A 26,853-nucleotide genomic window follows, 5' to 3' on the forward strand; every position below is an offset into this window, starting at 1 on the left:
CAGGCTATTCCTCAGCCTTGCTAGAAGAACTGGCGACGCTGGAAGAACTTGCTTCCGCAGAGGAACTGGATGTTACAGATGAACTAGAAGCCTCGGAAGAACTGGATTCCGGAGCCTTGGTCAGTTCAGTGAGGATGGTTAGCCCTTGCATGTAGAGGCCGTTCCTTGCGTGTACCGTAAGGTTCATGCCGATGGTATCGCCGGCAACAAGGGAGTCGTCGAAGGTCTCGAACATCTTGACGAACAGCGTATCCACCTTTGTCCATGCGTCCGCATTCGGCGATTCATTCCCTGCATAGACAGTCTTCTTTGTCTTTGGAGTCTTGCTCCATTGCACTCCGCTCCTGTCTGTTGCGAGAGTGTCGGAGAATTTAATCCACAGTGTATCGTTTACGGAGAACGTGGCGCGGTAACTGCTGTTGGATGCCCAGGCGTTGCTGGTGACCACGTACATTCCGCGACCGGTCGTAAATGCCGCATCGCCGGATAGATTTTCGGTAAGCCTTTCGCCCGACTTTGTATAACCCACGATGCTTACGGAATATCCCTTTTCTGCCTCGAAGGGAACCGCGTGACGAAGGTAGAGCGTATCGCCCTTGACTTCCGGGGTGAGCATTACGGTAGAATCGCTTGCGATACTAACTGAGAGATTTTCCTTACTCAGGGCTTCGCTGAAAACATAGTAGGGCGTGGTAAGCGGCGAAACGTTGCTGTAACCCATGCGGTTTTTATCCATCACGTTGGATGCGATGATGACTGGAGCACTTTCCATGAGGGTGTCACGGGCGAGGAACGTTCTACCAAGGTCGTAAACAGCGTCTGAACGAAGTCTTGGCAGGACCTTGTTTGCAAAGCGGTAGGTCTTGCCCTTGTAAACGAAGGATTCTGCCGTAAGCGTAAGTCCAGAATCTGCAGGAAGCCCCTTGAACGAGAAGGCCCCTAGGGAGTCTGTCGTCGCAAGGAACGTCTCTGGAGCGATGTTGATGAAGCTTGTGTCCTGATGGACGATTCTGAGCTGCACCTTTGCTGCCGGGGACTTTACGCCAGTCGCCTCTTCCTGGATAAACAGTTCGCCAGAAACGCCTGCGTTAAGCGGCGAAAGCCTGATTACACGGGAACTGCTTGCAACCACACCCTCCATATAGCTGGATTCGCCCGTAGAAGAAACCGTTACAACCTTCGGCGCATAGAACAGCGTATCGCCATCATCAACGTCATAATGGCTGAAAGTGAATGTCCGCTGGCCGTATGGCAGACCGTCTATGAAAAATGCGCCAGACTTGTCGGTAGTCGAGGTCTTTTGTTTACCGGAATCATCGACGTATTCGATTGTAGCCCCGTCGAGACCGATCCCTGTGGAGCCATTTACCACGCTACCGGAAAAGGTCCACTTGGAGTAGTCGTCGCCTTCGGAATCGGAAACGGAACAGCCCGTAACAAAAGCCATGGCGGCAATCAGCAATGAAAAAACGGAGTTGGTCTTTGACAGGTTCATAAATCCCCTTGTTTAGACAAAAAAATTTAGTAAATAGGTTATATTTTGCTAAATATCTATAAGGAATTAAACTAAAAAAACAAAGGAACTTGATATGGCCGAAAATAAACAGCCCACAGTAGAATGGAATGACAAGGACATGCGCACCACTTACGTGAACGCAACGAACGTAGTTGCCGGTCGAGAAGAAGTGATGATGATCCTCGGTGTAAATCAAGCCTGGCAGATGAACCAGGAAAAGGTCGATGTCGCAATCTCTGACCGCATCGTGATGAACCCCTACACCGCAAAGCGCCTCGCTATCATGCTCAGTGCTACCGTGCGCGCCTACGAAAACAAGTACGGCAAGATTGACCTCGGCTTGACTGCCCCGGCTGCAAGCCCGGCCCCGACAGCTCCCGCGGCAAACCAGAAACCTGCGAAGTAAGTGGGGCTATTTAGACCAAGCCTTGAGGTAAGGCGTTGAAGATTTGGCAAAGTTTGGACAAATACTGAAAGGGCTTTGTATATGAAATTAAGCAAGATAACGGTCCGTGGTTTTAAGTCGTATAATCAAGATTTGCATGAACTTGAGTTGAGTGATGTTACAGTTCTCCTAGGTGCAAATGGTGCAGGAAAGAGTAACTTGATTTCCTTCTTTAACTTGATTGCTCATGGGATGACAAATGCTTTGCAAGACTACATCAAGAAGAATGATGTAAATTCATTGCTGCACTTTGGTTCTCAGAACACTCAGGACATGAGCTTCTCATTTCGTTTTTTGGACGACAAGGCTGTTGATGAATACAAGGTTTCACTTTCTTATGCCAAACCAGAAAGACTTTATGTGAGCTCGGAATCGTTCTGTTATACAAAAAAAGATTGTGAAAAGCCCTTTGAAAGACAATTGGACGGGGATTTTGAGTTTGCCCTGGCTCGGGAAAATGATGATACAAGTGCGTTTGTGAAGAGACTACTTCAGAATGTACGCGTGTACCAGTTTCATGACACGTCTGACACGGCAAGGATAAAGCAATCTTGCTATGTTGATGATTCCGCATATTTGCGCAATGATGCTGGAAACCTCGCTGCATTTTTGTACAAAATGAAAAATACGGAACCGAGATACTATGAACGTATCGTAAAGTATATCCAAAAAGCGATGCCGCAATTCAAGGATTTCAGCATTGATTTAATTGACGGAAAAAGAGTCCGTCTAAACTGGATTAGCTCCGATAATGCTGATTATCTGTTTGGTCCGCATCAGTTGTCTGATGGCTCGCTTAGATTTATGGCCCTTGCAACGTTGCTGTTGCAGCCTCCTCAAAATCAACCCAAGGTGATTGTTTTGGATGAACCAGAACTTGGCCTACACCCACAGGCTGTATATGTGCTTTCGTCCATGATAAAGATGGCGTCACGTAATGCTCAAGTAATTATTTCGACCCAGTCAACAAACCTTGTGGATGAATTTTCTGCAGAACAAATCGCAATTATCGATCGTGATGAAGCAAAGAAAACTTCCGTCATAAAAAAATTGGATACAAGCGCTCTTAGGGAATGGCTTGATGAATACTCTCTTTCGGAACTTTGGGCGAAGAATGTGCTTGGGGGACAGCCATGAGAATGCTGAATGTGCTAGCGGAAGGATATTCTGAGAAAAATTTTGTAGAGAAAATGTTGGGACGGTATCTTGATCCGCGGAACAGAATGATTTTCTCACGGTGCGTAACCACTAGCATAGACCGCCGAAAAGGAAAAATTCATCGGGGAGGAATTTCTTCTTATGTCAAGGTGAAAAACGATTTGCAGAAATGGCTGAAGGAATGTCCCGGCAGCGATGTTCGTTTTTCTACAATGTTTGATTATTATGCCTTGCCCGTAGATTTTCCTGGATTTAACGAAGCTAATCAGAAAAATGACGTGTATGAAAAAGTCAAGATCCTAGAAGAAGCTTTTGCAACAGATATTGGAGATTGGCGCTTTATTCCATATATCCAGCTTCATGAATTTGAATCCTTGATTTTTGTTGACCCGCAAGCATTGGATTTTACCTATATCGATAAAGAGGACTCCATCAGTAATCTCGTAGAGATTGCTCAAGAATTTGGCAACCCAGAATTGATAAACAACGGACCCGAAACTGCACCTTCCAAGAGGATTCTCAAGGAAATTCCAGAATATGACAAAGTTGTTGCAGGTGTGGACACTTTGGAACTTATTGGCGTAGATTTGCTTAAGCAATCATGTAAGCATTTTTGTGAATGGGTTGGAAAACTGGAAAATGTTTTTAGGGATGCGTGAGTGATATCATTCCCCCAAAAGGTTAGTTCACCCTGCGGGAGGTTTTCTTCATACCAACAAAAGCCCAGTCTGTCTGACTGTTTTTTTTCCCCAAGTGTGTTCGTGGCCCAGCAGCTTGGCTAACCCCTCCCGCGTGGCACGGGCGAACCTTTTGCCGAACCAGCCGCTCTTGCGGTAGAGTTCGTCTATCCTTGCGCTAGTGAGCGTTGCTACCAGGTGGATCTGGGCGGACTCCTCGTCGTCGAAGGGGTGCGCCCAGCGTTCGGCAGCGCCTTGATGATGGCGCCCTGGTCGAACTGCGGCTTTTCCTGGTTCTGTGCGGTCATGGACTGTCGGTTAGGGTGTGGTTTGGGCGGAAATAATTAAGATTTAAGACTTTTTATCTTTTCCCATTCGTTTCGGTGCTGTATGCATTCGTTAATAATTTTGGATAATTCATTTTCATTAGTTAGCTTTAATGCGAACTGTTTCTTTGCGATAGCTTCATCTAATGAGTTGTTTTGCAATTTGAGATTTTGTTCGGCAAGTGCATTTGCAATGTTAGCTTTTTGGATGAAGTAGGCCATATGGTCCAATACAGAATTGATTATTTTTGCGTATACAGCATCAAATTCTTTACTGTGGTATGCAAGTTGTTCTTCTAAAAAGCGAATTTTCTTTTCTAGAAGAAAAGACTCTTTTCTATAATATGGTGTTGCTAATTTTTCAATAATAGAGTTTGCTGCGGAATCTATTGATTTGATTATATTGTCGATATTATCTTTTTCAGAATCGTAAATGTGATATCTGAATTCAACATGATGTCGTTCGCTAAGATCTTTTTTATTATTCGTGATTTTAATTATTTTTATTGCGCAAAAATATCCGTTTGAATTCTCTAGGATAATGACATTCCCTGCAACTAGCGATTTGCACCTTGAAGTAAAATTAAATGCTTCAGGAATGTTTTGATATTGAGGGAAATCTACGATGTCTGGATTGAAAAATAGGCTTTTGACTCCGTCTCGATAACAATAAATACTGTCATCGCCACATTCACTCCATCGTGTATCGAATGCTTTTTTGCCGTTTCCTATAATGAAACTGCCATTGTTTAGTGTGTAGTCTAAAATTATAGAGTCTTCTGAATTCGTGTTTACGAAAATAGGAAGTTTATTTTGTTGTGAAGAATTGCTTTCTTTTGGCATGTGTACCAAGTTGTTACGTTCAAAATAACGTAAGCCAAGAGATTCCACAAAAGACATTTCCGCCAACATTATTTCATTTTTGTGATTCTCTATATAGTCTGAATACTGTTCGTCTTGTAAATTTGGATTGTCTGTTTTTAAAAATAAAATCAATGCTTTTGAACGCACTGCTCCGAGTGAGATTTTTTTGGGAAACGCATATGTGGTGTATGGATTTTTTTCTCCATCGTCATAGAAGATTTCAGAAGATGCTCCACAAGCGTAATCAATAAATTGATTGTATGCTTTTCGTTGATAAGTTAATGAGTTGACAGTAAAGTAATTGCTGTATGAAGTTTTCCAAAACCAATTTTTTAAATCATTAATTTGTTTTTCTGAGGGGTTTGAAATCTTTCTAAAGAATTCCATTATAAAAATTAACTGCATGTTATAAGGCAGGTATTTGTATTTGTTTACATGCAATTCGTTGTGAAGGAATTGTACCGCCTTTTTGATAAAGGGGATGGTTTCTCTCGTCGTCTTTGCAAAATCATCTCGTTGGGCTAAATGCTCAATGTCTGTTTGGTCAAAATATAATTTGCCAAAAGAACTTTGAATGCAACGAAATAGAACATTTCTTGATGTTTTTTCAAATCCGAATTCTTTTAAATCGCGCTGTGTTTTTGTAATTTCATCGGAAAACTTAAAATTGTTTTTTTTGTACGACAACGCATTGACCATCCAGTCAAAAGAAATGTCTACGCCTTTGGAATTTAGCCTAGAAAAGATTTCAACAGCTTCTTCAATATTTGCATCATTAATTTCAATACATGCGATTTTATATTCGATGAAACGACTTGCAAGGGAGTCTGCTCGGTCTAAAAGATTGTCGATTTCGTCTTTAGGAATCTTTGGCTCTATGTTTGTTCTAGAATATTGGCGAAAATCACTGCTGCTCAATAAAACGTGAAGCGGGACCTGATACGGTTGCTTCATTACATCGTTACGTGGGTAGAAAAATTCTTCGTTTTTTAAATCGTAATATAAGTTAAACAAAGATTTATACATTTGCTCATCACAAGCAAAACTTGATTTATCTGGGTTTGTCAAGCAACCGAACATTGAAGAAAGTCTTTGAAATCCGTCAAGAACATACCATTTTTGGTCATTGTTTTGGGGTAGCTCGAATGGTCCAACTTTACGAGATTCTTCCCAATTCATTTTTTCTGAAGGCTTCCATAGCAGAAGAGATCCTATGGGATAATTTTTTTTAATGCTGTCAAACAAATCCTTAATATTATCACAAGTCCAAACAAAATCTCGTTGGAAGGGGGGGACGCAAACTAGCCCTTGTTTTACTTCCGTGATAAGCGAGCCTATTGTTTTGATTTTTGTGTCAATAGTAAGTTTTTTGCACATATTCCCTCTATAGAATTTTTTCAAGTTCTGAAGCAATATCGCTTAGTTCGTTAGGATTTTGAGACATTCGTTTTTGCAATGATTGTCTGTGCACATAAGATGATTCTTCAAATTGTTTTGACAAACGTTCTTTAAAATTTGCAATACCAGATCCATTCGACAAGTAATTCCAATTAGAGTCACTTATAGTAGAATAAAGTTTTTTTATTTCCTCTTTCATGAAATTTCTATCACATGCTGTACAAACAACCATTTTGTCAGGATCCTGTTCAGGTGTATATGACGAACGAAACTTGTTTCTTATTCTAAATCCACATTGAATGTCGTAGAAATCCTTTTGTATATCAGTTAAATGCATAAAAGCATTGAACCAATCGCTATGTACTCCACATATTTCTTGTATGGCATCTTCAGGTAAATAATTTTCTGCTTCTCTCTTTTCAAGAATGTGATATTTTATATTCCACTTATTCAAGTCAGATATTGCCCGATCGTATTTATGGTTTTCATCGCCGAAAAATTCCCTGTCGCTGTCCCAAAGAACATAATATCTAAAGAATTTTATTTTGTTTTTAAAATCTTGTTCTTTTCTAGAAAAAATTGCTTTTGTTGAACCACACCCGCCTAGATGCTGTGGAAGAATTTTATTCTTCTCTAAAGCTTTTTTTATTCGAGTACTTCCAAAATGCTTTATAATGCAATTAAGAAAATAACCATCGTTTTGAATGTTCTCTACATAGACATACATTGGCAAAGTAACATAATCTATAGCTTCTTGAATATTGAAAACTTTTTTTACGATTTCTGAATGACCATTCATGCAAACGTCGATAACTTCACCGCGATATGTGGGTAATGTCATGTTAACGTTAATTGATTGCTTAATTATATTTTGTAAACTTTGGGGAAGAGATTTGAACGATCCGGTTTTCAAAGATTTCGGTCTGACGAGAATTGAGTTTATTCCTGAACTAAGAGATATGATAGAAAGTAATCCTATCAACTCTTCTATAGCCCCCCTTTCAAAACAAGAATCATCAATCCTACAAAGCATTTTATACCTTATTTTGTGCTTCAAAAATAGCTATCGATTCTGCCAAAGTTTCTTCAAAAACACCTTCTGGCCAGTAATTTACTGATCCATCTTCATTTATTTCGACTGAAGCAAGTTTGCTACAGCACTCATTTTCATCAAATTCTACAGAATAAAGAGCGACGTCATTAACAGAAAGTTTTCCTTCTGCAATTAATCTTCTTAAGCGTAGAATAAAATTGATTGAGTGGGTTTCTACAAGATAAGATTTGTTGCAATCATTTTTTGTGCTTAAGGCGATTAATTCTGCAAGGTTTCCATGAGCTGCCGGATGCAAATGTGTTTCCGGTTCTTCTAGTACAATAATGGTCGGTTCCTCGCATGTACGACTTGCTCGCGTAACAATCGGAAGGGATTGGGCTATGCCTACGCCAGCATCTGTAATATTTATATTTAATTTGTCTGCTTGTTCAATTTCAATGGAGTAAACAGGATCTCTGTCACGATTTACTTTTATTTTCCATCCATTGAAATTGTTTTCATACCACTTTGAAACATTTTTTAGAAGTTCTTGATTAACTGTTTTTGAATCATCAATTAAAAACTGGTAGTTGATGCGACCATCATTTTCTTCACAAGATTTAAATGTGTTTGATTGTAAAAATGCGTATGGAAGCCAACGAAATGCTCCAATGTAATCAATGTTGAAGCGCAATGTGTTTATAATTTGTTGAGCAAACAGCTTGTATTTGTCATGACTTGGCGTAATTCCGTTAAAATACACTCCTGGAACGGGATTTTTTGTTACAAGATCATGAAGTTCGTCGTCCTCACCAGGTTCAAGTCCAATTTTGTCGTCTTTGTTTTGAGCTGTCCAGCGTTCTATTTTCGAATGGCCATTTTCTTCGTTGAAAAAAAAAGAAAATTCAAGAGAATTTTTTTTGTTATCTTCAAAAAAGAATGAAACAGCTCTATGACCACGACCATACACAAGGCTTCTCATATCCTCGATGTGTAGTCCGTTTTTTGTAGGGTCGAATACTTCAGCAGATTGGCAGTTAATGGCTGATTGTAAAATCGATGGTATTTTGAGAATAGCGCTTTTGCCAGAGTTGTTTTTTCCAAAAATTACTGTGACGGGTTTTAATGAAAGCGTCTGTTCGTTTTTGAAAATTTTATAGTAGCTAAAACGAATGTTTTTTATCATATTATCACCTAATGTGTATAATTTAGATTTAAATAACCTATAATGATTGCTGAATTCAAAAAAAAAGATGCTTTTAAGAATAGTTGTCCTGTTTTAATGTCATAACCTTGAAAAATATCCCGGTGTGACGTGTTTCACGCTGGTTGTGAAATGAATACGGTTATAATACGCCCACGTTCCAGCGGTATACAAAAAAAGTCGGACTGCGGGGCGGGGTGTGGGGTGAATATGGGGGCGTTTTACCCTCTTTTGGGGTGTTTGTGGCTGGTCAAATAGCTTTCTTTATTATCTTTTTCTTAAAAATAAGAACAGATTTTGTTCCTATGAATGAATCGGATGTAAAAGTAAAAGGGCCTAGCCCCTATTCGATTGCGCGGTTGAAACCGCGATTTATGGTGGATGCCTTATCCATCGAGATTCTGCTTTCAAAAAAAGTTTAATAACAGGAGTACCAAAAGATGAACAAGTTCAAGACACTACTTTTCTTAGCCGTGTTTGGCGGAATAGGCCTTTGGGGCTGTGACGATTCTTCGTCGGCAAGTGATGACAGACAAACCAAAACATCTTCATCTAGTTCAATTGTGTCAGCGACATCATGCAAGGACTGCGAATACGGAACATTGACCGATTCACGTGATGGTCAAACATATAAGACCATTGTTATTGGCACGCAAACCTGGATGGCTGAGAACTTAAACTTTGAGACGGAAGAAAGCTATTGCTTGGATGATGACGCGGTCAATTGCTCCAAATATGGTCGCCTGTACAAATGGGCTGCTGCGATGGACGGTGCGGGAACATGGACATCAAATGGTAAGGGTTGTGGCTATGATGTGACTTGTTCTCCAATATACCCGGTGCGTGGCATATGCCCCGAAGGCTGGCATTTGCCGGATACTACCGAATTCAAGACTCTGTTCGATGCCGTTGGCGGCGCTTCCACCGGAGGTATTGCCCTCAAGTCCACTAGCGGTTGGAAAGACAAAGATGGTTCCAGTGGTAATGGAACGGATGCCTATGCTTTTTCTGTTTTGCCTGCTGGTGAAGCGCGCGACTATGGGAGATATGATGGGGAGGGCGGTGCTGCTCGCTTTTGGAGTTCTACTGAAGCGAATAAAGAGAAAGCGTACGATATTAGATTGTTGTTTCACAAGGAGGATGTGTCCATTGATATCCTTTCCCAAAAGTTCAATGCATATTCTATCCGCTGCGTAAAGGATTTGGAAAATTAAAAATTAGGGATTGAAAGACTAAAATTTCAAAAAAGGTTCTAAATTATGAAAAATTTAAAAATGTTGTTTTGTATAGTCGTATTTAGCGTGATTGGTTTTTTGGGCTGTGATGATTCCGCTTCAAGCAATGAACCTGATGAAAATGCCTCCGTTGATTCTTCATCGTCAGTCTGTAAGGATTGTGACGACGAATCAAGTAGTTCTGCTAAAAAGATTGATTCTTCTGCTGAGAAGAATGTAGAATCATCGGATGATGCTGAAACTGGCACGTCTTCTTCAAGTAAGGGGAGGGTAATAAGTAGTTCTTCTGAATACACTACTTTATCGAATGCGTCTTCATCAAACGACAATGCTTTAGAAACATGTTCTGAAGAATTTGAAGGAATGGTAAGAATAAGAAAGGATTCGTCAGGAACTCAGTTGAAGTGGGATTGTACAGATGGTTTTTGGATTTTAAGATCTTCCAGTTCTGCGGCTTCAAGTAGTAGTTATTTCGATACCACAAAGGTTTTTAACCCTAATGTAGAGTATGGCTCCCATACGGATTCTCGCGATGGCAAGGTCTATCGCACGATAGAAATAAACAACGGGTTTATTCCCTTCACATTTTTTGCCGAAAACCTGAATTATGGCAAGATGATTGAAGCCGGAAAAAATCAGTCTGATTCAACGAAATACTGCTATAACAATGATTCATGGTATTGCGAGCACGGCTTTGGCGGACTCTACACTTGGAGCAATGCAATGGGATTCCCGAGTGCTTGTGATAGTGTTTCTGTCGGTTCGGATAAATGCCCTAGTGATTTTACATATCCACTCTCTGGAAATTCGGATTCTGCATTGTATGTATATCATCAAGGCGTCTGTGATGAAGGCTGGCATATTATGAATGCTGGAGAATGGGGACAAATAACAAAATTTTCCCAATCTCTTGCTGCGGTTATTACATCAGAAATATGGGTTCCCGGGCGAGAGAACAGGTATGGAGTATCCTTGTTACCAGCTTCTAAATGGAGTTCAAAGGACGGTTTTGCACCAATTGCACCAATAAATAAACAAGACGAAATGTCTACGTCTTTTTGGTATCCATGGCAAGGCGATTATAACTGGGCTCATGGACCTACTGTCTATACATCTCAGGATAATACCGGCAAGTTAAATGGAATCCTTAAGACGGATGCGGTATCTGTCCGCTGCGTGAAGGATTATAATATTTTTGACTATGTAACATGGTTATCTCAAGAGTGAGTAATTAACATTTTTACAGAACGGAGTTAGTATGTCTAAGTTCAACAATAAGAATGGCAAAAAATATAACCAGAATAATTACCGCATTGAACAACTTGAGCATAGGTTCATGATGGATGCAGCTCCGACAGATACGGACTGGAAAAATGAAATTGATGATGTTGACATTAGTACATATAATTTACCGGCCACAACAGAAGAATCCATCGAGGGCTTGATTGCTTATAATAGCGAAGGTATTGCAAACAGGGTGTCTTTGCCGGACGTCTTGGATAGCAGAGAAATTGATTTTTCTGATGAGGTCGATGACGTAAAGGACTTTGTCAAGGATACCGTTGAAGCTCTTCAAGAAGAAGCCGAAGAAAATGCAGAGAATGCAAAAGATGCTGCACAAGCGGCGTTAACTGTTGCCGAACAAAATTATAATACGGCAAAGGCTGCTTATGAAAGCCTATTTCCAGATCCGAATAATATTAGCCCTGCATTCAGTCAAACCGAACAGGGAATTACTTTGCAAACTTTAATTAATGGTGCTCAGAATGCGTACAATGCTGCTCTAGCTCATTACAATCAAGTAACGACAAACTTTCAGATAGATGCCTCAACATTATGCGCTCGACTTGTCCAAGATAATGAAAACAACAACTGGAGTTTCACGGATAATTCGGGAAAAATAAATGTTTCCATTTCTATAAATCAAGCTGTTTCCATTGACGATAGTTTAGATATTGTTCCAGATATTGCTGAAAAGACACAAATCGATGTTGCTTTTAAAAAGCTTGAAAAAGACAACGTAAAGGGCTTTGCAGAGGTGTCTTTCGAGATTGATGGCAATTCTCAGACATCTATTAATAGCAATACCAGCGTTGAAATCGAATTCGACTTTTTCCAGGATTTATCTAAGATTGATGCTAAGATCGGTATTCTTGGCCTTAAATCCATTGATGATTCCAACGTATCAAACCCTGATTTGAAAATTACGGGAAAAAGTACACTTCATGGTGATACATCGTCTTATGATACTGAATTTGAGTATGACCTTGATTTTAAAGTCAATGATAGTTCTCTTCTGACTATTCAGAATGGATTTTATGTTGATGACTCTAATCATTTGAAATACGCAGGGAAATCAACAGTTGGTCCGAAATGGTCTAGCGGTAGCAATGCTCATGACGAAGAAACCTTTGTTCCTGATTTTGCAAATGTGCAGATGGGAGAAATTCTTAATCAATTTAATGCCATCTCAAAATGGCTTCAAAATATCGAAAGCGACATCCTGAAAAATAATTTCCAGGGAATGATTGAACAGAACGCGTCCTCATTTTTACGACTTTCGACGGTATTTGAAAAAGTTATAAAAACTCCACCGCGTTCTTTACAGGAACTTTTGAACGAAAGTTATTTTAACAACGTAATAGGCATTTCTTTTACAAAAGAAGGTGGCGATAATTTCTGTAATCTTGTCTTTACGGGACTGCAAACATCACAAACGGCGAAAGCATCTTTGAGCGATTCCTTTTTGGGAACGATATCGGATTCTTTAAGTGAAATATCGAAAAACACGCTGTCATTGAGTGTTGGTTCTTCGATGAACTTGACATTAAAAATTCCAATGTCCAAAAATAACGCTTACGGACCGAATGACAACATTCATGAACTTTTGAATAATAACTTAAATGACAAAGTGAAAAATGGCATTGCTAATGTTGTGCAAACAGAAGCGTTTTCGACATACTTCGTTATTTCTGAGCCGATAGAGATGAAGTTGGTATATGATAATGAAGGCAATAAGACTGAGGCGGAGTGTACAATAGCGAGCACCGTAAACGATAAGACTTCTCTAATTACTGCATTTAATACAGCGTTAAATACTGTGATAGACAATAATTTTGATGTGCTGTATGATGAAAATCTTCAAAAATTAGCCGTTTTTTCGGATGAACCAATCACATCAATGTCTTTCCTTAGTGGCAATAGTCGGGAAATTGGTTTTTTCGGTACTCAACAATTCTGCAAGGCTTATGTAATTGAAGGAGATTCAGTAGAAATAGATGGTAATGAGATTAAAGTAGATGCGGATAAAGGTGGCAATTTGACTGCCGCACTTAACGATTTCTTAATGAAAAGTTCTGATTATGTTGATTATTCGGCAATCAGTTTTGGAGGCAAAACTGTTGTCGTATATAATTCGTCTAGCGCTGATTCAAATGAGGATCCTTGGGAAAATTTTTCTGAAGATGGTGACAAAAAATATGTGTTGATTTCATCGACTCTTCCTGTTGTTGTGCCTAAAAGTGAAGGCAACATAACATTTTCGTTAAATGGTATGAACAGTACACCTATTTCGTGTAGCTTTAATGCGAATGACTTTGATGGTTGTTATTCTACGGAAGATGTCGCTCGTGTTATTTCCAAAAAAATTCCTGATAATAGAGGGATAATCGTTGAGTCTGGAAAGGGAAATATTCTTTTTTATTGTAATGATTCCGGCTTTAGCGTCTCGTCAACTCTTGATAGTTTAAATTTTACGTCGCCACAATCTTCAACAGACTGCATGGAGATTGTATTGGATGATGATACTGAAATACATATAAATCTCAAAACTGTTCTTGAAAATCCAAACGCTAAATTTTCCGATGTAGTACAAGCAATCTGCTCTCAATGTGATGCTGTCAGTGGGATGACTGCACTGACTAATGGACTCACGATTTCATTAAGTGGAAAAAAGATAAAGTCAATCTCAAATTTGAATGGATTTTCTATCGCGACATTGTTGGGAATTGCTGGCGATTGGAACGAGACTCCCGTATCTAAAATCGAAATTAAGGCTCCGAAACAGAAAGAAATTGAAATTACAAAATTTGATATAACAGTGAATGAAACTTTAACAGGAAATGGAACGCTTGCTTCGGCAACACTTGGTTTGGTTGGCCTTGATGTTGCAGGAAATATTGGCGTAAGTTCGACTAAGACAATAAACTTGACAACGGGTGAAACTATTAAAGATGTATCGAAAATAGAAACTAGCGGAGGATATCAGAACTATCAAGATTATTTTGATTGTCAGGATTGGGTGCTCACAAAAACTCCTTCAAATTCGGGTTTGAGTGTTTTGTTTGGAAATGGATTGAATGCCGGAAATCGTACTATAGGGAGCATATCCTCTGCATTTAATCAATCGCAGCCTTTTGATTTTATTGCCTTGCCAAATTATGGGGAATTTACTTCGCTTATGGATTCTATTCCAATGTCAATGCTGTTGGAACGGGTCACGACTGCAATAAGAACAAATCTACTAGAAAATATTTTTGGCTATGGGGTTGATGCAAGTCAGTTGAGTCAAAATTCCATTGAGGGAATGTTAAATCAAAAATTGCCATTGTTTGGTAAATCTGCACCGGAACTTTTAGGCTTGGTTGCTAAATTAAATGATGTCATCAGTAACATCTCCCAAAATCAACCGACAACCTTGCAGGAACTAGTTGCACGAGTCAAGAAAACCTTGGGTGCGGCACTTTCTTTTACATTCAATGAAAATAGTATAGATTTTGATTTGGAATGGAACAGAGACTTTACATCTGAACTTATTCCCATAAATAATTTCTCGTTGATGGATTCGGTTAATGTTGGTGGATATGCCGAAGTCTACCTGAATGGTTCCATTCACTCAAAATTCTGTTTTTCTATTGCGACAACGGGATTGACTTTATCCAATGCCCAACTGAAGAATGGGTCTTTTGTGTCTTTCGATGCGAAAATAATCGGTAAGCCGCTAGCATTCGAACTTTCGTTGGCTTTGCTTGGAGATGTTAATAAAAGTGTTCCCTTATTGAATGTGGTTAGTGGGGATAGAGCCCAAAGTTATGTTAACTTGAAGACTTGCGCTTTATTTACTTTGCAAAGTTCTGGATCTGAATCTGCTCTTGAATGGAGTAAAACAAGCGAGGACTGCCGCATTGGCGGTGAACTGAAATTGCAATGCGCTGGGCTTGATGCAGGAACAATCAAGATAGGAGTGCAAGGTGCAAACGACATTAGTTTGTGGCAAGATTCTGAGAATGATGCTGCTGGACAATTTACTTTGAGCGATCTTGTTTCAGGGAATTTTGGCGTAAAATTGCCAGAGTTTCTGCATCAGGCTCCTTTGGGAAATGTCGGGACGGGAAATATTGTTCTTGATTTATCAAATGTCAGTGTGAATTTTGACGATATAGACCTGTTTGGTCAACTTCGGTTGGTTTCCGATGCCTTAAGTTCTGTTTTACGAAAAGCACAAAGTTGCCTTAACACGACTTTTTTGTCAGATGGTATGCGGAAAATACCTCTGGTTGGAGATTCCATTGTTGGTGCTGCCGATTGTTTGACGGAACTGGATGAAAAGTTTATAGAACCATTCCGGAAATTCTCGTATAATACGCAGAATTTAAATGCCGCTGCTGTGGCAGAGCGACTTTATTCCATTCTGAATTCGTATGGGATTTTGAAAAACTTTGAAAAGGTTGTTTCAGAAAATCAGAATGTTGCATGGGCAGGAACCTGTTTTGACAAGTATTATGCCAATGAAGGCAAGCAGTATGTCCAGTATAACGAAAGTGACAGTTGTGCGGAATGGCGTATTTGTCTAGGCAAGACCTTCGATTTGGATGCCAATGCTGATTTTGACCTTGGTATGCCTGGACTTGGTCTTACAGCAGAAGGCGGTGTTGGACTCTCGTTGGAATGGAAATGGTATATAGGCTTTGGCATATCGAAGGAAAAAGGTGCCTATATTCTACTTTCGAAAGGTAGTGATGTTGCCGGCGTTGATGATGGTAAGAATATAGTTGCTGACGGAATTTCCAGAGGTGCGAACTTAACTGGCGATGACATTGTTGTCACTGTAAAAGTGAGCCCAAACGTAGAAATAGATGGCTCACTTGGATTCCTGCAAATGAATGCTCACTTGGTGGATGGTTCTGGCAATGACTTAGAAGGAAAACCTGCTCTTAGTTTTGATTTGTGCATTGACTTGAATGATGGTCGTAATGGTTCTTCAGATGAAATTGATGACCATGGTACTGATTTAACGGCCAATACAGAAATTTCTGTAAATAGCATTGCGTCAAATCTCTCTGTAGAAGCTAATCTGTATGGTGAGGTAGGCTTAAATGTCAAGATGACACTCGGGTTTGACTCGGATAAAGTAGATGTAGGTTTTCCTGAGATTGGGGCGACTTTCAGTTTCCTGTGGAAAACAAAATTTGGCAAGCCTTCCGGTGCACTCAGTTCTGCTGGATTCAAAAATGTCAATTTTGACATGGGCTCGTTTGTTGAAAGAACTTTGCAGCCTGTTCTGAATAAGATTCAAAAAGTCCTTGATCCGATTATGCCTTTGATTGAATTCTTGCAGTCGGATATTCCTGTGCTGAGTTCACTTCCGGGCAGCCCGGAACACCTTACGGTTTTAAGTTTGATAAAGTCTATTGGCAGCGCCAAGGGGTTGGACCTCGGAATGCTTGATGATATAGTCCAACTTGCCAATATGATTAAGACATTTAGTAATCCGTCTGGTTTTAGGCAAATAAATTTGGGCAATTTGGATTTACCAGCAACTACCGAAGGACTTAATCAGTCAGTAAGTAATGTTTTGTCTGGTGTAGGGATGTTTAATTCTAATTTATTTGAATTTAGTAATGGAACCGGGAATAATGATGATTTCGATGACTTAAAAGGATTGAATCAGGATAATGGTGATTATGGGTTGTTCTTCCCCTTTATTCAAAGTGAAAATACTAAAGATTTTGATATTAACGCCCTAAAATCAAGTACCATACAGCTTTTATTCGGTCAAAACGTTGATCTGATTAAGTACAATATGCGTCCGCTTATTTTGGATTTTGACTGGGGCAAAAGTTTTGCAATTGTTGGACCGTTATTTGCTGATATTGGATTCAGCTTTGGAGTCAATATAGATCTTTGCTTTGGCTATGATACTTGTGGACTCAGGACATGGAAAGATAGCGGTTTTAAGGATTTGTGGGCTCTTACCGACGGATTCTTTATTGATGATTTGAGAAATGGGGAAGATGTTAGTGAAGTCATTTTCTATTCAGGCATTACCGCTGGGGCTAGTGTCGGCGGACGCGCAGGGATAGATGTGGGGGTTAATCTCAATATTAACCTGAATTTTGACGACCCAAATAATGATGGTAAAATCCGTTTGACCGAATTGGCGGATAACTTGGCTAATAGTCCCATGGCGATGTTTGATACATCCATGACCTTGCAGGCTCGTGCCTTTGCTTATCTGGATTTATTCTTCTATCGAAAAGAATGGGATTTGTGGAAGAGTGGTGCCTTGGAACTGTTCAATACGGAAAAAGTTTCCAAAGAAACACCTGTTCTTGCAACCGTTCAAGATGGAGATGTGGTTGTCAATATTGGCGAATATGCGGCCAAGCGACTTAACGGAAATGTTGCTGATAATGATGACGAAGTGGAAATAACATGTAGTTCTGGAAAGGTTTCCATTTGTTTGGTTAATCCGAATGGCGATGGTGAGAACTATAGTAAAGATTTCAGTATTGGAGCCGGAAAAACTCTGTACGTATATGCGGGCAAGGGTACTGACAAAATCACTGTTACGGGTTCTGCCGATTACAATGTTGTAATAGAGGGCGGTGAAGACAGCGATGAAATTGACTTGAAAGGATTGTCGCTAACTGGCGGTGCCTATGCGGTTGCTTTAGGTGGTGCAGGGAATGACTACATACTGGGTGTTGATGATGGTGTAAACTTCCTGTTTGGTGAAAATGCCAGGATTGTCCTTTCAGAAGATAAAAAGAAGGTTCTTCTTGCAGAAAATTATCCTGAACTTTCATCCGCTGGAAACAATGTTATTGTCGGCGGAAAGGGTAGCAATTATGTATTTGGTGGCCTCGGTAACGACTATATTGTTGGAGGAGCATATGCTTCAGACAATTACTTGTTTGGTGACTTTGGTCATGTAGAATTTGATGCGCTGGGGAACTTGAACAAGATTGCTCGCACGGATCTCTTTGACGAGGGGGGCGATGATACAATCTTCGGGAGTAATGTTAAGGACCATATCTATGGCGGGGCAGGAACCGACAGCATTGATGGACGTGAAGGTAATGATGAAATTCATGCCGGTAAGGGAAACGATGTCGTTTACGGTGGTTCGGGTAGTGATGTAATTTACGGAGATGATGGCGTTGATGTGATATTTGGCGATTCCGTGAATTCTGGATTTATTATTGCCGAAGAAAATAATATGACGACGGCAGCAATGCCGTATGCTTATGTTTCGGAAGAGTTGAAGAAAAACCTGGGCTTGTCGAAGACTGTTGATGAAGAAAGCGGTTCGTCGCATAAAAAGCTGGAAACGTATGACTTTGTAATTCATTATGAGGATGTAAATCCAGATGAGTCTGTACTTATCACCCGTGCAAATGAGGCTTATTCTGAACAATTGTCTTCTGTTGGTGATGCTGTACCTGAAGCTGAATCTTTTGACGATGTCATAAACGGTGGTAATGGTTCCGACATTATTTTAGGTAATAGCGGAAACGATATCATTGAAGGCGGCGCTGGAAATGATTTAATTAAAGGTAATGAGGGTGATGATATCATTACAGGTGGCTTTGGAGAAGATTTGCTAGTTGGCGGTCAAGGTAATGATATTCTTGATGGTGGTGCCGGGAACGATATTGTGTTCGGCGACGATGGCTGGACTAGCTATGCAAACAAGGGCTCGGCCACAGGCAATTTATTTACAAATTCACCCAACGACAACCAAAAGGAATCCCAGAATCTGACTTTCGGATATGGGATAACGGCTTTTGCAAAAAATTTTGAAGTTTTTGCAGATTCGGTTTCTAATAATGATGGCGGTGCCGACACGATTATAGCCGGCAACGGCAGCGATTTTGTTGATGGTCAAAGCGGCGATGATTCCTACATTGTGAACATGATGGGTGGCGGCAACCGCGCTTACACCAATGTCATGGATTCTGGCGAAATTGACGCTGCGGATTCCCTGACAATAAATGGAACTATCAACGACGATCAGTTCCTTGTTCGCGCATCGAATAGCGGTTTAGGCATGGTCGCCATGCTTCCTGAATTGGGAGGAAACGCTAACGACACAAGCGTCAATAGCCAGATTGAGCGAGTAAACTTCTGGAATGTGGGTGGAGGTAAGACCGGCATAGAAAACCTCTCCGTTAATGCCGGTGCCGGAGACGACAGGATTTCCATTGATGGGACCCTTTCCACGATCTCTATTGACGCCGGTGCCGGTAACGATACTGTAACGGTCGGCCAGATGTTCAATTCCGAAAGAACCACCGATACGGGGCTGAGCAATGTACAGCTCAAAGATATTTTTGATACGACTCGGACAACGCAGGGCTACCTGAGCAATGGTGTCGAACATGCTACATCTATAATTGGTGGCGAAGGTGACGATACTTTCAACGTACTGCATAACAAGGCTGCCGTATCTCTTTCTGGTGGACTTGGTGACGATACGTTCAATGTCGCCATGTATCAGAAGGATGAGGGCGAAGGTAAAAAGTCGATTGTCGAGAATGGTCCTGTCACGCTGATTGGCGGTGCCGGTACAGACAAGATGAGCATTGCGGGTAGCGAAGGTGATGATTCTTTTGTCATATCGCATGGACGAGTGTTCGGCGAGGGGATTGACGTGCAGTCTGTCAGCATCGAAGACAAGAATGTGTACGGTGGCGATGGCGACGATTCCTTCTATGTGCTGGATACAGAAGAGAATGAAGTGACAAAGCTCTATGGCAACAAGGGCAACGACAGTTTCCACAATGGAGGCGTGGGTTCCGCCGATATGCCTGCGTTCCTGAACGCTACGGCGACGGATTCCGAAGCTATAAATGTCGTGTTTGTCTCTGCAGATGACTACTCTGTGGTACTTGACACCCCGTATGCGACTCTGCCGGAGAATGGTAACACAATCAACGCCTATGCACTTAAACTTGACAGGGCTCCAAAGGCTGACGAGATTGTTTCTGTCACTGTATTCGCCCCTGTAGCGACAACGGAAGCCCATGGCCGCGGTGACCGTGAAGTTTGGCTTGTAGATGGGGAAGATAAACTCTGCAAGTCGATTACGTTCAAGTTTGCCGCCACGGCGGACTTGGCTAAAGGTACGGTTGCATGGAATGCCTTGCAGACGGTAAAGGTGAACGCTATTGGCGACTCCGTTCGTGAAGGCGACGACTATTTCTCGCTGCTGCACAACGTTGTGCTGACGCCAAGTTCAAGTACAGAGGCTTCGAAGGTGAATGCCTGCAAGAACGCCCTTGTATTCCTTGACGAGATCGATAATGAAGCAGACTCCGATAGTGAAGCGGACGTTGATAACAAGTTCTCTGTAACACAGGAAGTTATCGTGACCGGCTCGGATGTAGAGAAGGTTGTAGAGAATGGTGTAGAAAAGGTTGTAGTGAAGGTTGTGGTGGATTCCCTCCTACTGCCTTCCAGTGCAAACGGAATAAATGCCTGGTATATACAGAACGGTTCTCCAGAGTCCATAAATGCAGAAAAATTGAGCGTCAATGAAGGTGTGTTGACCATAGATGTTTCTGACCAGAAATTAGCTGCTGGGACTAGGATTTATTTCAACTATCAGCATGAGGAAGTCCTGCTGGATGACGAAAGCATAGTCCAGATGGCCTACAGCACCGAGGACATGACGGATGTGCTCGAATTTGCACCCATGAAGTATGATGCTGACGGTGGAAAAGAAGTTCCTGATGAAGACAGTAAGATCACTATTTATGCAGAGAGCCTGCTTGAATCTTTGGGAAGTGCCGCCGATGATGTCCGGTATGTTTACAGGACTGCAGGTACTCAGATAATCATCCTTGACAGGGTATCTCGAAAGCCTGTATCGCTTCGTGGAAAAATCGCTCTCACGAAAACAGACAATTCCTTCAACCATCCGCATGTGATGATTTTTGACGAGGCAAATTCGTTCCAGAATGTTTCCAAGGAAGAAATCATCTCCCATATGCAGGATGATACCATTGAAAACATCAAGGGCGCTTTGTATGAAGACGGCATGGGCAAGGAATTCAGCCTGGAAAATGTCGGACCGGCCATGCTTCATTACAGCACGGAACCGGATGACGATAATGCTGAAAAGAATGTCGCCTCTACTGCAGATAGTTTAAAATGGGCAGACGCAGCCCAGACTGCCGCTGAATATGACGAGAGCCAGAGTGTTGACCGAGTCTTCACCAACAACATGAAGAATGCCAAGGCGGGCGAAAAGAACGACCTTGAATCGTTGACAGGCTCGACAGAGGCCGATGCCGAATGGATTGAATCGGATTCCCAATCTATCCGATTTACCCACAAGGACAGCGGATCGTCTGTTGAAAATCGCATCGGCATAGGCAACATGGAATATGGCGAGTTCAACCTGGGTACAGGTGCGGACACGGTGGATATACACAAGTCAATCTATCGCGAAGATGGTTTCCAGACCTTCACCGTGGTAAATAGTGGTAAAGGCAATGATGTAGTTACGGTGCACAGCTACAAGGACGGCTCCGATGACCAGCTTGTAATCAACGCTGGCGAGGGGAATGACACCGTGACCGCCACAGACGAGAACGTGACCAGGGAAGGGCTGATCGTATTCGGCGGTCTCGGAGACGACAGGATTGACATTGGCAGCGACAGTTCCCTGGTCTTCGGCGACCGTGGCCAGGTGCTGTATCACGACGATGACGGCAACGTGGTGACACGCCTTGGCGATGATGGCACGGGAACATCCGATTATGCTACTGGCAAGAACAAGGAATCCGAAGCCTACTGGCAGACCGACGGTGTTCGCCGCGGCCCGAGCATTGCCCGCACGGTAACGGAAAGCCAGGGCGGGAATGACGTAATAAACCTCGCTAACGGCAGGAATGTTGTCTTTGGCGGCGTAAATGCAACCCGTACCGACTCTGCGGATGCAAGCAAGCTCGAAAACGAAAAGGAAACAATATCTACCGGCAATGGCGACGACCTTGTCTTTGGCGACGAGGGCTATGCCACCTTTGGCGGACACGCCGCTATAGCAAAAAAACTTGGGCAAGAGAATGCTTCTGAAATCCGCAACGAGGCTACCCTTTCGTTCAATTTCGTGGGTAACTCGCAGACGGGACTTTCGTCTGAAGCTGTCGCGGGTGCACTGAATGCCTCTCATAACGATGATTTCCGTAGTGACCACTGGAACAACATCGGCGGACCCCTTTCCGGCACTTACGGCAACGACGACCGCGAAATCGTGCGTTTTGACGACGGCACTCGCGCAAGCGCCGTGAGCGTGAGCTACGGCGGTATCGAAAGGCACCGCACCACAGGTACCGACAACCGCATCAACCTGCAGGGCTACAGCCACAACTTCGCCAACTCCTCCACTGACGCAAATGCGGCCCTGATGAACAGCGGCCTCATGACCACGGCACCGAACTCCCAGAACGAGAACAAGCTGGAAGTTTCCGTTGACGGCCTTGCGCAGTACTTCACGCACTACAGCGTGATTGTGTATCTGGACTTGCCAGACTCCCACTCTGCGGACACAAGCAGCATCCGCAAAGTCAGCCTCTTCCTGGAAGACGAGATAAGCCCAGTCACGAGCTACTTCGTAAATGACGCTGCGAACCATAACTTCAACGGTTCCTATGACCGCGGCACGGCAACGTCTGCCGAATTGGCCACAAGCGCCAACTATGTCGTATTCGATGTCGCCGCGGGCACTTCCATCGACCGCTTCCGTGTGGTAATCGAGGAAGCCTTCCCGGGACAGTCACCCAACGGCAAGAATCTGCCGGGCATCGCAGCCATCCAGGTGAATGGTTCGCTCCACGCCCAGGATGTGGCTGCATCTTCCGACATCACCCACGGTGGCGACGACACAATCTCCACAGGCGGCGGTGACGATATCGTCGTTGGCGGCACGGGTGGCGACAAGATCACCACTTATGGCGATGAACGCTACGGCATTTACGACAACGACGTTGTTTTTGGCGACAATGCCAAGATGGTCTTTACAGACCGTGACAACTCCGGGGCTACGGCCTCCATGCTTTCCATGGCCGAGTCCCTGGATTCCCGCGATATCGAAGGCAATTACGCTGACCGCATAATCACTGGCAACGGTAACGATGTCGTGGTAGGTGGGCTGGGTGCCGACTACATCGATTCCGGAGCGACTGCCGATGCCGACTCCATGCTGGATGGAATCAAGGTCGTTTCCTTCAACTTTACCCGCGAGAACGCGACCGCAGTCGAGATGGTTGCTCCAGGCGAGTATATCCCAGTGCTGGATGATAACAATAGCCCCGTTTATGAGAATGGCGAACAGAAGTTCAACTTTATCCCGCACGAGACTGCTGGCGTCGTGGCAGACAACGACTGGACAAACCTTTACATAAAGAACAACCGTCTGCATATCGTTGGCGAAAACGAAAATAACTCCGACACCCCGGTGAAGCACGATGGCGTCGGGATTTCGCTTGTTGCCTATGATACAGCCGTGGGCAACGGGACGCAAAATTCAAGCCTTATGCTGAAGGATGACGCCCAGCTGGATGGCGACACGTCAAACTCCAGGCTGTTCAACGCCTACTATGCTGCCCAGCAGCAACAGGAAATCAAGCTCACGCTTACGGACCTTGACAAGTTCCGTACAGAGAGTGAACTCGATGTGAGTGCGGCTTGCGATGTGTATGTTTACCTTGGTGGCGACCAGCAAGGGGTTGACTCGTACAACTACCTGTTCGATGTTTGTGGTCGCCAGCCCGGAGGCAACGCGCTCGACCAGCATTACTACCTGAACGACTGGACTGGCAATCATTTCGACGGCGACTATCGCCAGGTTACATGCTCCGTATCGCCTACTAAGGAAGATCTGCTTTCGCAGGTCGCTCCCGACATGAGCCTGATCGGAAACTACGTGGTGTTCCGTAACGTGACTTCTGCGACTTTCGAAGTCCGAATCCGCAATTTGTTCACCGATACGAACCAGTGGCCGCTGAACCTTCCCGTGATAACGGCCGTGCAGGTCGTTGCCGTGGCGGACCGTAAAGATGATATTGCCATTGGTGGTGACCACGACAAGGATCTTGTCTTCGGTGACGACGCCCGCGTAACTTTCGATATTGACCTCCCGTTCGCCCGCAACGAGAACCAGGCCGATTACGCCAACCGAGCCGTCGAGGCGCAGAGCATCCATATCGACGGCAACGCCGTGGAAATTCCGCTTGATCGCGACGGGAAGCCTGTCGAAATGGGAGACACGATCCTGACCGGCAGGGACCGCGACGTGATTGTCGGCGGCGACTTCGGCGATACGATTACCATGGGCGACGGGGACGATGTGGCCCTTGGCGACAATGCCTCGTTGATCCTCGAACACAACAACCCCGTGGGCGTGTTCGCTCCCAGCGTGGAAATCATGCTGGAGCAGCACTCCGTCAATACTTCCAACGGCGAGGTGTTCCTTGGTAATGACAACACCCAGGCAAGCCAGATTCAGTCCAAGTTCGAGAATGGTGGCGTTCCGGGCGTGAGCCTTGTAGCTTCGACAAACGGTGGTACAGACACTTTCACCGATGTGACAGGCAAGGACTGGACCCTGCAACAGGAAACTTCGTCAACAACTGAATCGGGGACAGGTGGCTCAACAACAGATTCGGGGACGGGTGACTCAACAACTGATTCAGGAACGGAGGATGATCCCGCCTCCGGTGATTCGATAACTCATGTTCTATTCTATAAGCCTACTGAGATTCATGCAGGAGATATTCTTCAAATTGAATGCCAAGGGATTTTCCCGGATCAATGGTGGCGTCCTTACGCCATTGTTTTGCCAACTGGTTTCACTTTGCCGCAGCTCCGCTATCTTGCCGAAGACGGAACTCCTGGAGAAATCATTCAACCGGAAAATAACCAATATAGTTTCGCCATACCGGATAAACCCAGTGACCAAGAATTTTCGGTAATCCGTGTTGTAGCTGATACGGACGGTCGGATCATTGTTATTATGGGCTAATTTTTGTTAATTTTGACAAAGGGAAAAAGGTTCCAAATGATAAAAGAATTCGTTATCAAAAACTTTGGTTGCATTGACTCTGTCAAAGCGGAAAACTTGAAAGGCATTAATTTGGTCGTCGGACCAAACTCCTGCGGGAAGTCGACCTTACTTAAGACCCTGTACGCAGCCAAACGTTCTGCCGAACTATTCCAACGTGGAAAGAATGACGAAAGCTACCAACGATTGTTGTATCAAAAACTTCGTTGGACTTTTCAGGTTGATTCTCTTCAGTCGTTAATAAAGAGAGATGCTTCTTTATCAGCTTGCGTGCAGTTGAAAGCGGATAAGGCCAATGTGTTTTTTGATATTGACAAGAAAAAAGGTTTGGTGTGTTCACCGTTCTTCAATGCAGTAAGACCGACTTCTGTCAATTCTGTGTTTCTCCCTGCCAAAGAAATTCTTTCACTTCAAAAGCTGGTCATCAAAAATCGTAATTTGGATTTGGATTTTGGTTTTGATGAAACCTATTATGATTTGGCTATGGCACTGAATTCTCCGACGACAAAGGGTAAAAATCCACGTGGCTTCGTCAACAGTCGGAAGTTGTTGAAAGATATTACTGGTGGCGTAGTCTCTTTTGACCCCAAAGAAAACCGGTGGTTTCTAAAAAAAGATGGGCATGTTTTTCCCATAGAACTAGCGTCTGATGGTATCAAGAAAATAGGTATTCTTGATACACTGCTTGGAAACAGGTTTTTGACAAAGTCCTCTGTAGTTTTTATAGATGAACTTGAATCCTCTCTTCATCCGTCGGCAATATCCAGGTTCCTCGATATTGTTTATGAACTTTCTGCCTGTGGGGTACAATTCATTATTTCCTCACATTCCTATTTTGTCGTGAAAAAATTGTATCTGCTTGCCCAGAAGAATCGTCAATCGATTCCTATTATTTCTCTTGACGGAGAATGTAGGGTGGAAGACCTTTTGGATGGCATTCCTGAGGATAACCAGATTATTGCCGAATCCATTCGCCTTTACGAAGAAGAGATTGATCTGTGAGTAAGTTGACTTTTGATGAATCAGGGATGCTTTTTGGCCCGTTCGAGTCTTCTCAGGTATTTGCTGTAGAAAAGTTCACTCAGAGCAAGTGCCCTTTAAGCAGGTGTGTTGAATTTTTACTGTTTCAGGGGGATAAGGCGATTTTCCTGGAAGCAAAAAGTTCTTCGCCTCAGAATAGCAAGGACCTCAATGAGAAATACTTGCCATCGATAGTGGAAAAATTATCCGATTCCCTACATCTTGTGGCTAGCGATAGCATGAAAATTCTTTCAGAATCCGATCCGCAGCTTGATTCGTTGAAAAATCGAGTGTGGGATAAGATTTCAATCTGCCTCTATGTGGTTGTTAAGGGTGCTGCCAAGGAAGACCTTGGCAAATTACAGGATAAGTTTAGTGCCTATATTCCGCTTCGAAAATTACGCAAGATTTGGAGTCCAAAGAGAACGGATTGGATTAAAGTGATAAATGAAGTTAAAGCCCGTGATATGGGTTTGATTTCAGATGGAAACGTTGATTCGTGATCCAGGATCGTCAGCGTAAAATCTTCCATGAGTCGTGGTATCGCCTGGCCGGGAGCAGGATTGCTCTGCGGTCCAGTGTTCGTGTACATCGACAAATGTACCGAGGCATTCTCTGGTATGTACTT

13 protein-coding genes are annotated in these 26,853 nt (G+C 42.9%); 9 read left to right on the forward strand and 4 right to left on the reverse strand.

All coding sequences use genetic code 11. The features are described 5' to 3' along the window. Positions 1–4: 4 nt before the first annotated feature. Positions 5–1,495, reverse strand: coding sequence for a carboxypeptidase-like regulatory domain-containing protein (locus tag MJZ26_02565; GenBank protein ID MCQ2104652.1), 1,491 nt, complete (start codon positions 1,493–1,495; stop codon positions 5–7). A 94-nt stretch (positions 1,496–1,589) separates the two neighbouring features. Between MJZ26_02565 and MJZ26_02570 the strand changes: the two genes are divergently transcribed. From MJZ26_02570 to MJZ26_02580, 3 genes are all read left to right on the forward strand, one after another. Further along, complete coding sequence (locus MJZ26_02570) at positions 1,590–1,922, forward strand: DUF3467 domain-containing protein (GenBank protein MCQ2104653.1); 333 nt, start codon at positions 1,590–1,592, stop codon at positions 1,920–1,922. An 81-nt stretch (positions 1,923–2,003) separates the two neighbouring features. Then, a complete protein-coding gene (locus MJZ26_02575) occupies positions 2,004–3,098 on the forward strand; it encodes an AAA family ATPase (protein ID MCQ2104654.1) in 1,095 nt (364 codons plus the stop codon). Further along, a complete protein-coding gene (locus MJZ26_02580) occupies positions 3,095–3,778 on the forward strand; it encodes a DUF4276 family protein (protein MCQ2104655.1) in 684 nt (227 codons plus the stop codon). Before MJZ26_02575 ends, MJZ26_02580 begins: the two co-directional genes overlap by 4 nt. A gap of 362 nt (positions 3,779–4,140) precedes the next feature. On the opposite strand, the gene MJZ26_02585 is transcribed toward MJZ26_02580, so the two are convergent. The 3 genes from MJZ26_02585 to MJZ26_02595 are packed head-to-tail and all read right to left on the reverse strand — an operon-like array spanning position 4,141 to position 8,603. Further along, positions 4,141–6,363, reverse strand: coding sequence for a DUF262 domain-containing protein (locus MJZ26_02585; protein MCQ2104656.1), 2,223 nt, complete (start codon positions 6,361–6,363; stop codon positions 4,141–4,143). A 7-nt stretch (positions 6,364–6,370) separates the two neighbouring features. Beyond that, positions 6,371–7,417, reverse strand: a complete 1,047-nt coding sequence (locus MJZ26_02590; protein ID MCQ2104657.1) for a hypothetical protein — start codon at positions 7,415–7,417, stop codon at positions 6,371–6,373. A 1-nt stretch (position 7,418) separates the two neighbouring features. Continuing rightward, a complete protein-coding gene (locus MJZ26_02595; protein ID MCQ2104658.1) occupies positions 7,419–8,603 on the reverse strand; it encodes an AAA family ATPase in 1,185 nt (394 codons plus the stop codon). Between the two features lie 260 nt (positions 8,604–8,863). On the opposite strand from MJZ26_02595, the gene MJZ26_02600 reads away from it, so the two are divergent. The 6 genes from MJZ26_02600 (at position 8,864) to MJZ26_02625 (ending at position 26,728) form a co-directional block, all read left to right on the forward strand. Next, complete coding sequence (locus MJZ26_02600; GenBank protein MCQ2104659.1) at positions 8,864–9,043, forward strand: hypothetical protein; 180 nt, start codon at positions 8,864–8,866, stop codon at positions 9,041–9,043. Positions 9,044–9,061: 18 nt separating this feature from the next. After that, positions 9,062–9,835: a fibrobacter succinogenes major paralogous domain-containing protein gene (locus MJZ26_02605; GenBank protein MCQ2104660.1), complete on the forward strand. Its 774-nt coding sequence runs from the start codon at positions 9,062–9,064 to the stop codon at positions 9,833–9,835. A gap of 45 nt (positions 9,836–9,880) precedes the next feature. Next, complete coding sequence (locus MJZ26_02610) at positions 9,881–11,083, forward strand: hypothetical protein (protein MCQ2104661.1); 1,203 nt, start codon at positions 9,881–9,883, stop codon at positions 11,081–11,083. A gap of 4,309 nt (positions 11,084–15,392) precedes the next feature. After that, positions 15,393–25,166 (forward strand): hypothetical protein, encoded by a 9,774-nt coding sequence (locus MJZ26_02615; protein MCQ2104662.1) that lies wholly within the window; start codon positions 15,393–15,395, stop codon positions 25,164–25,166. A 36-nt stretch (positions 25,167–25,202) separates the two neighbouring features. Further along, positions 25,203–26,207, forward strand: a complete 1,005-nt coding sequence (locus MJZ26_02620) for an AAA family ATPase (GenBank protein ID MCQ2104663.1) — start codon at positions 25,203–25,205, stop codon at positions 26,205–26,207. Further along, on the forward strand, positions 26,204–26,728 hold the full coding sequence (locus tag MJZ26_02625; GenBank protein ID MCQ2104664.1) for a hypothetical protein: 525 nt from the start codon (positions 26,204–26,206) through the stop codon (positions 26,726–26,728). Before MJZ26_02620 ends, MJZ26_02625 begins: the two co-directional genes overlap by 4 nt. The last annotated feature ends 125 nt before the right edge of the window (positions 26,729–26,853 follow it).

The sequence above is a fragment of the Fibrobacter sp. genome, from assembly GCA_024398965.1.
Classification (GTDB): Bacteria; Fibrobacterota; Fibrobacteria; order Fibrobacterales; family Fibrobacteraceae; genus Fibrobacter.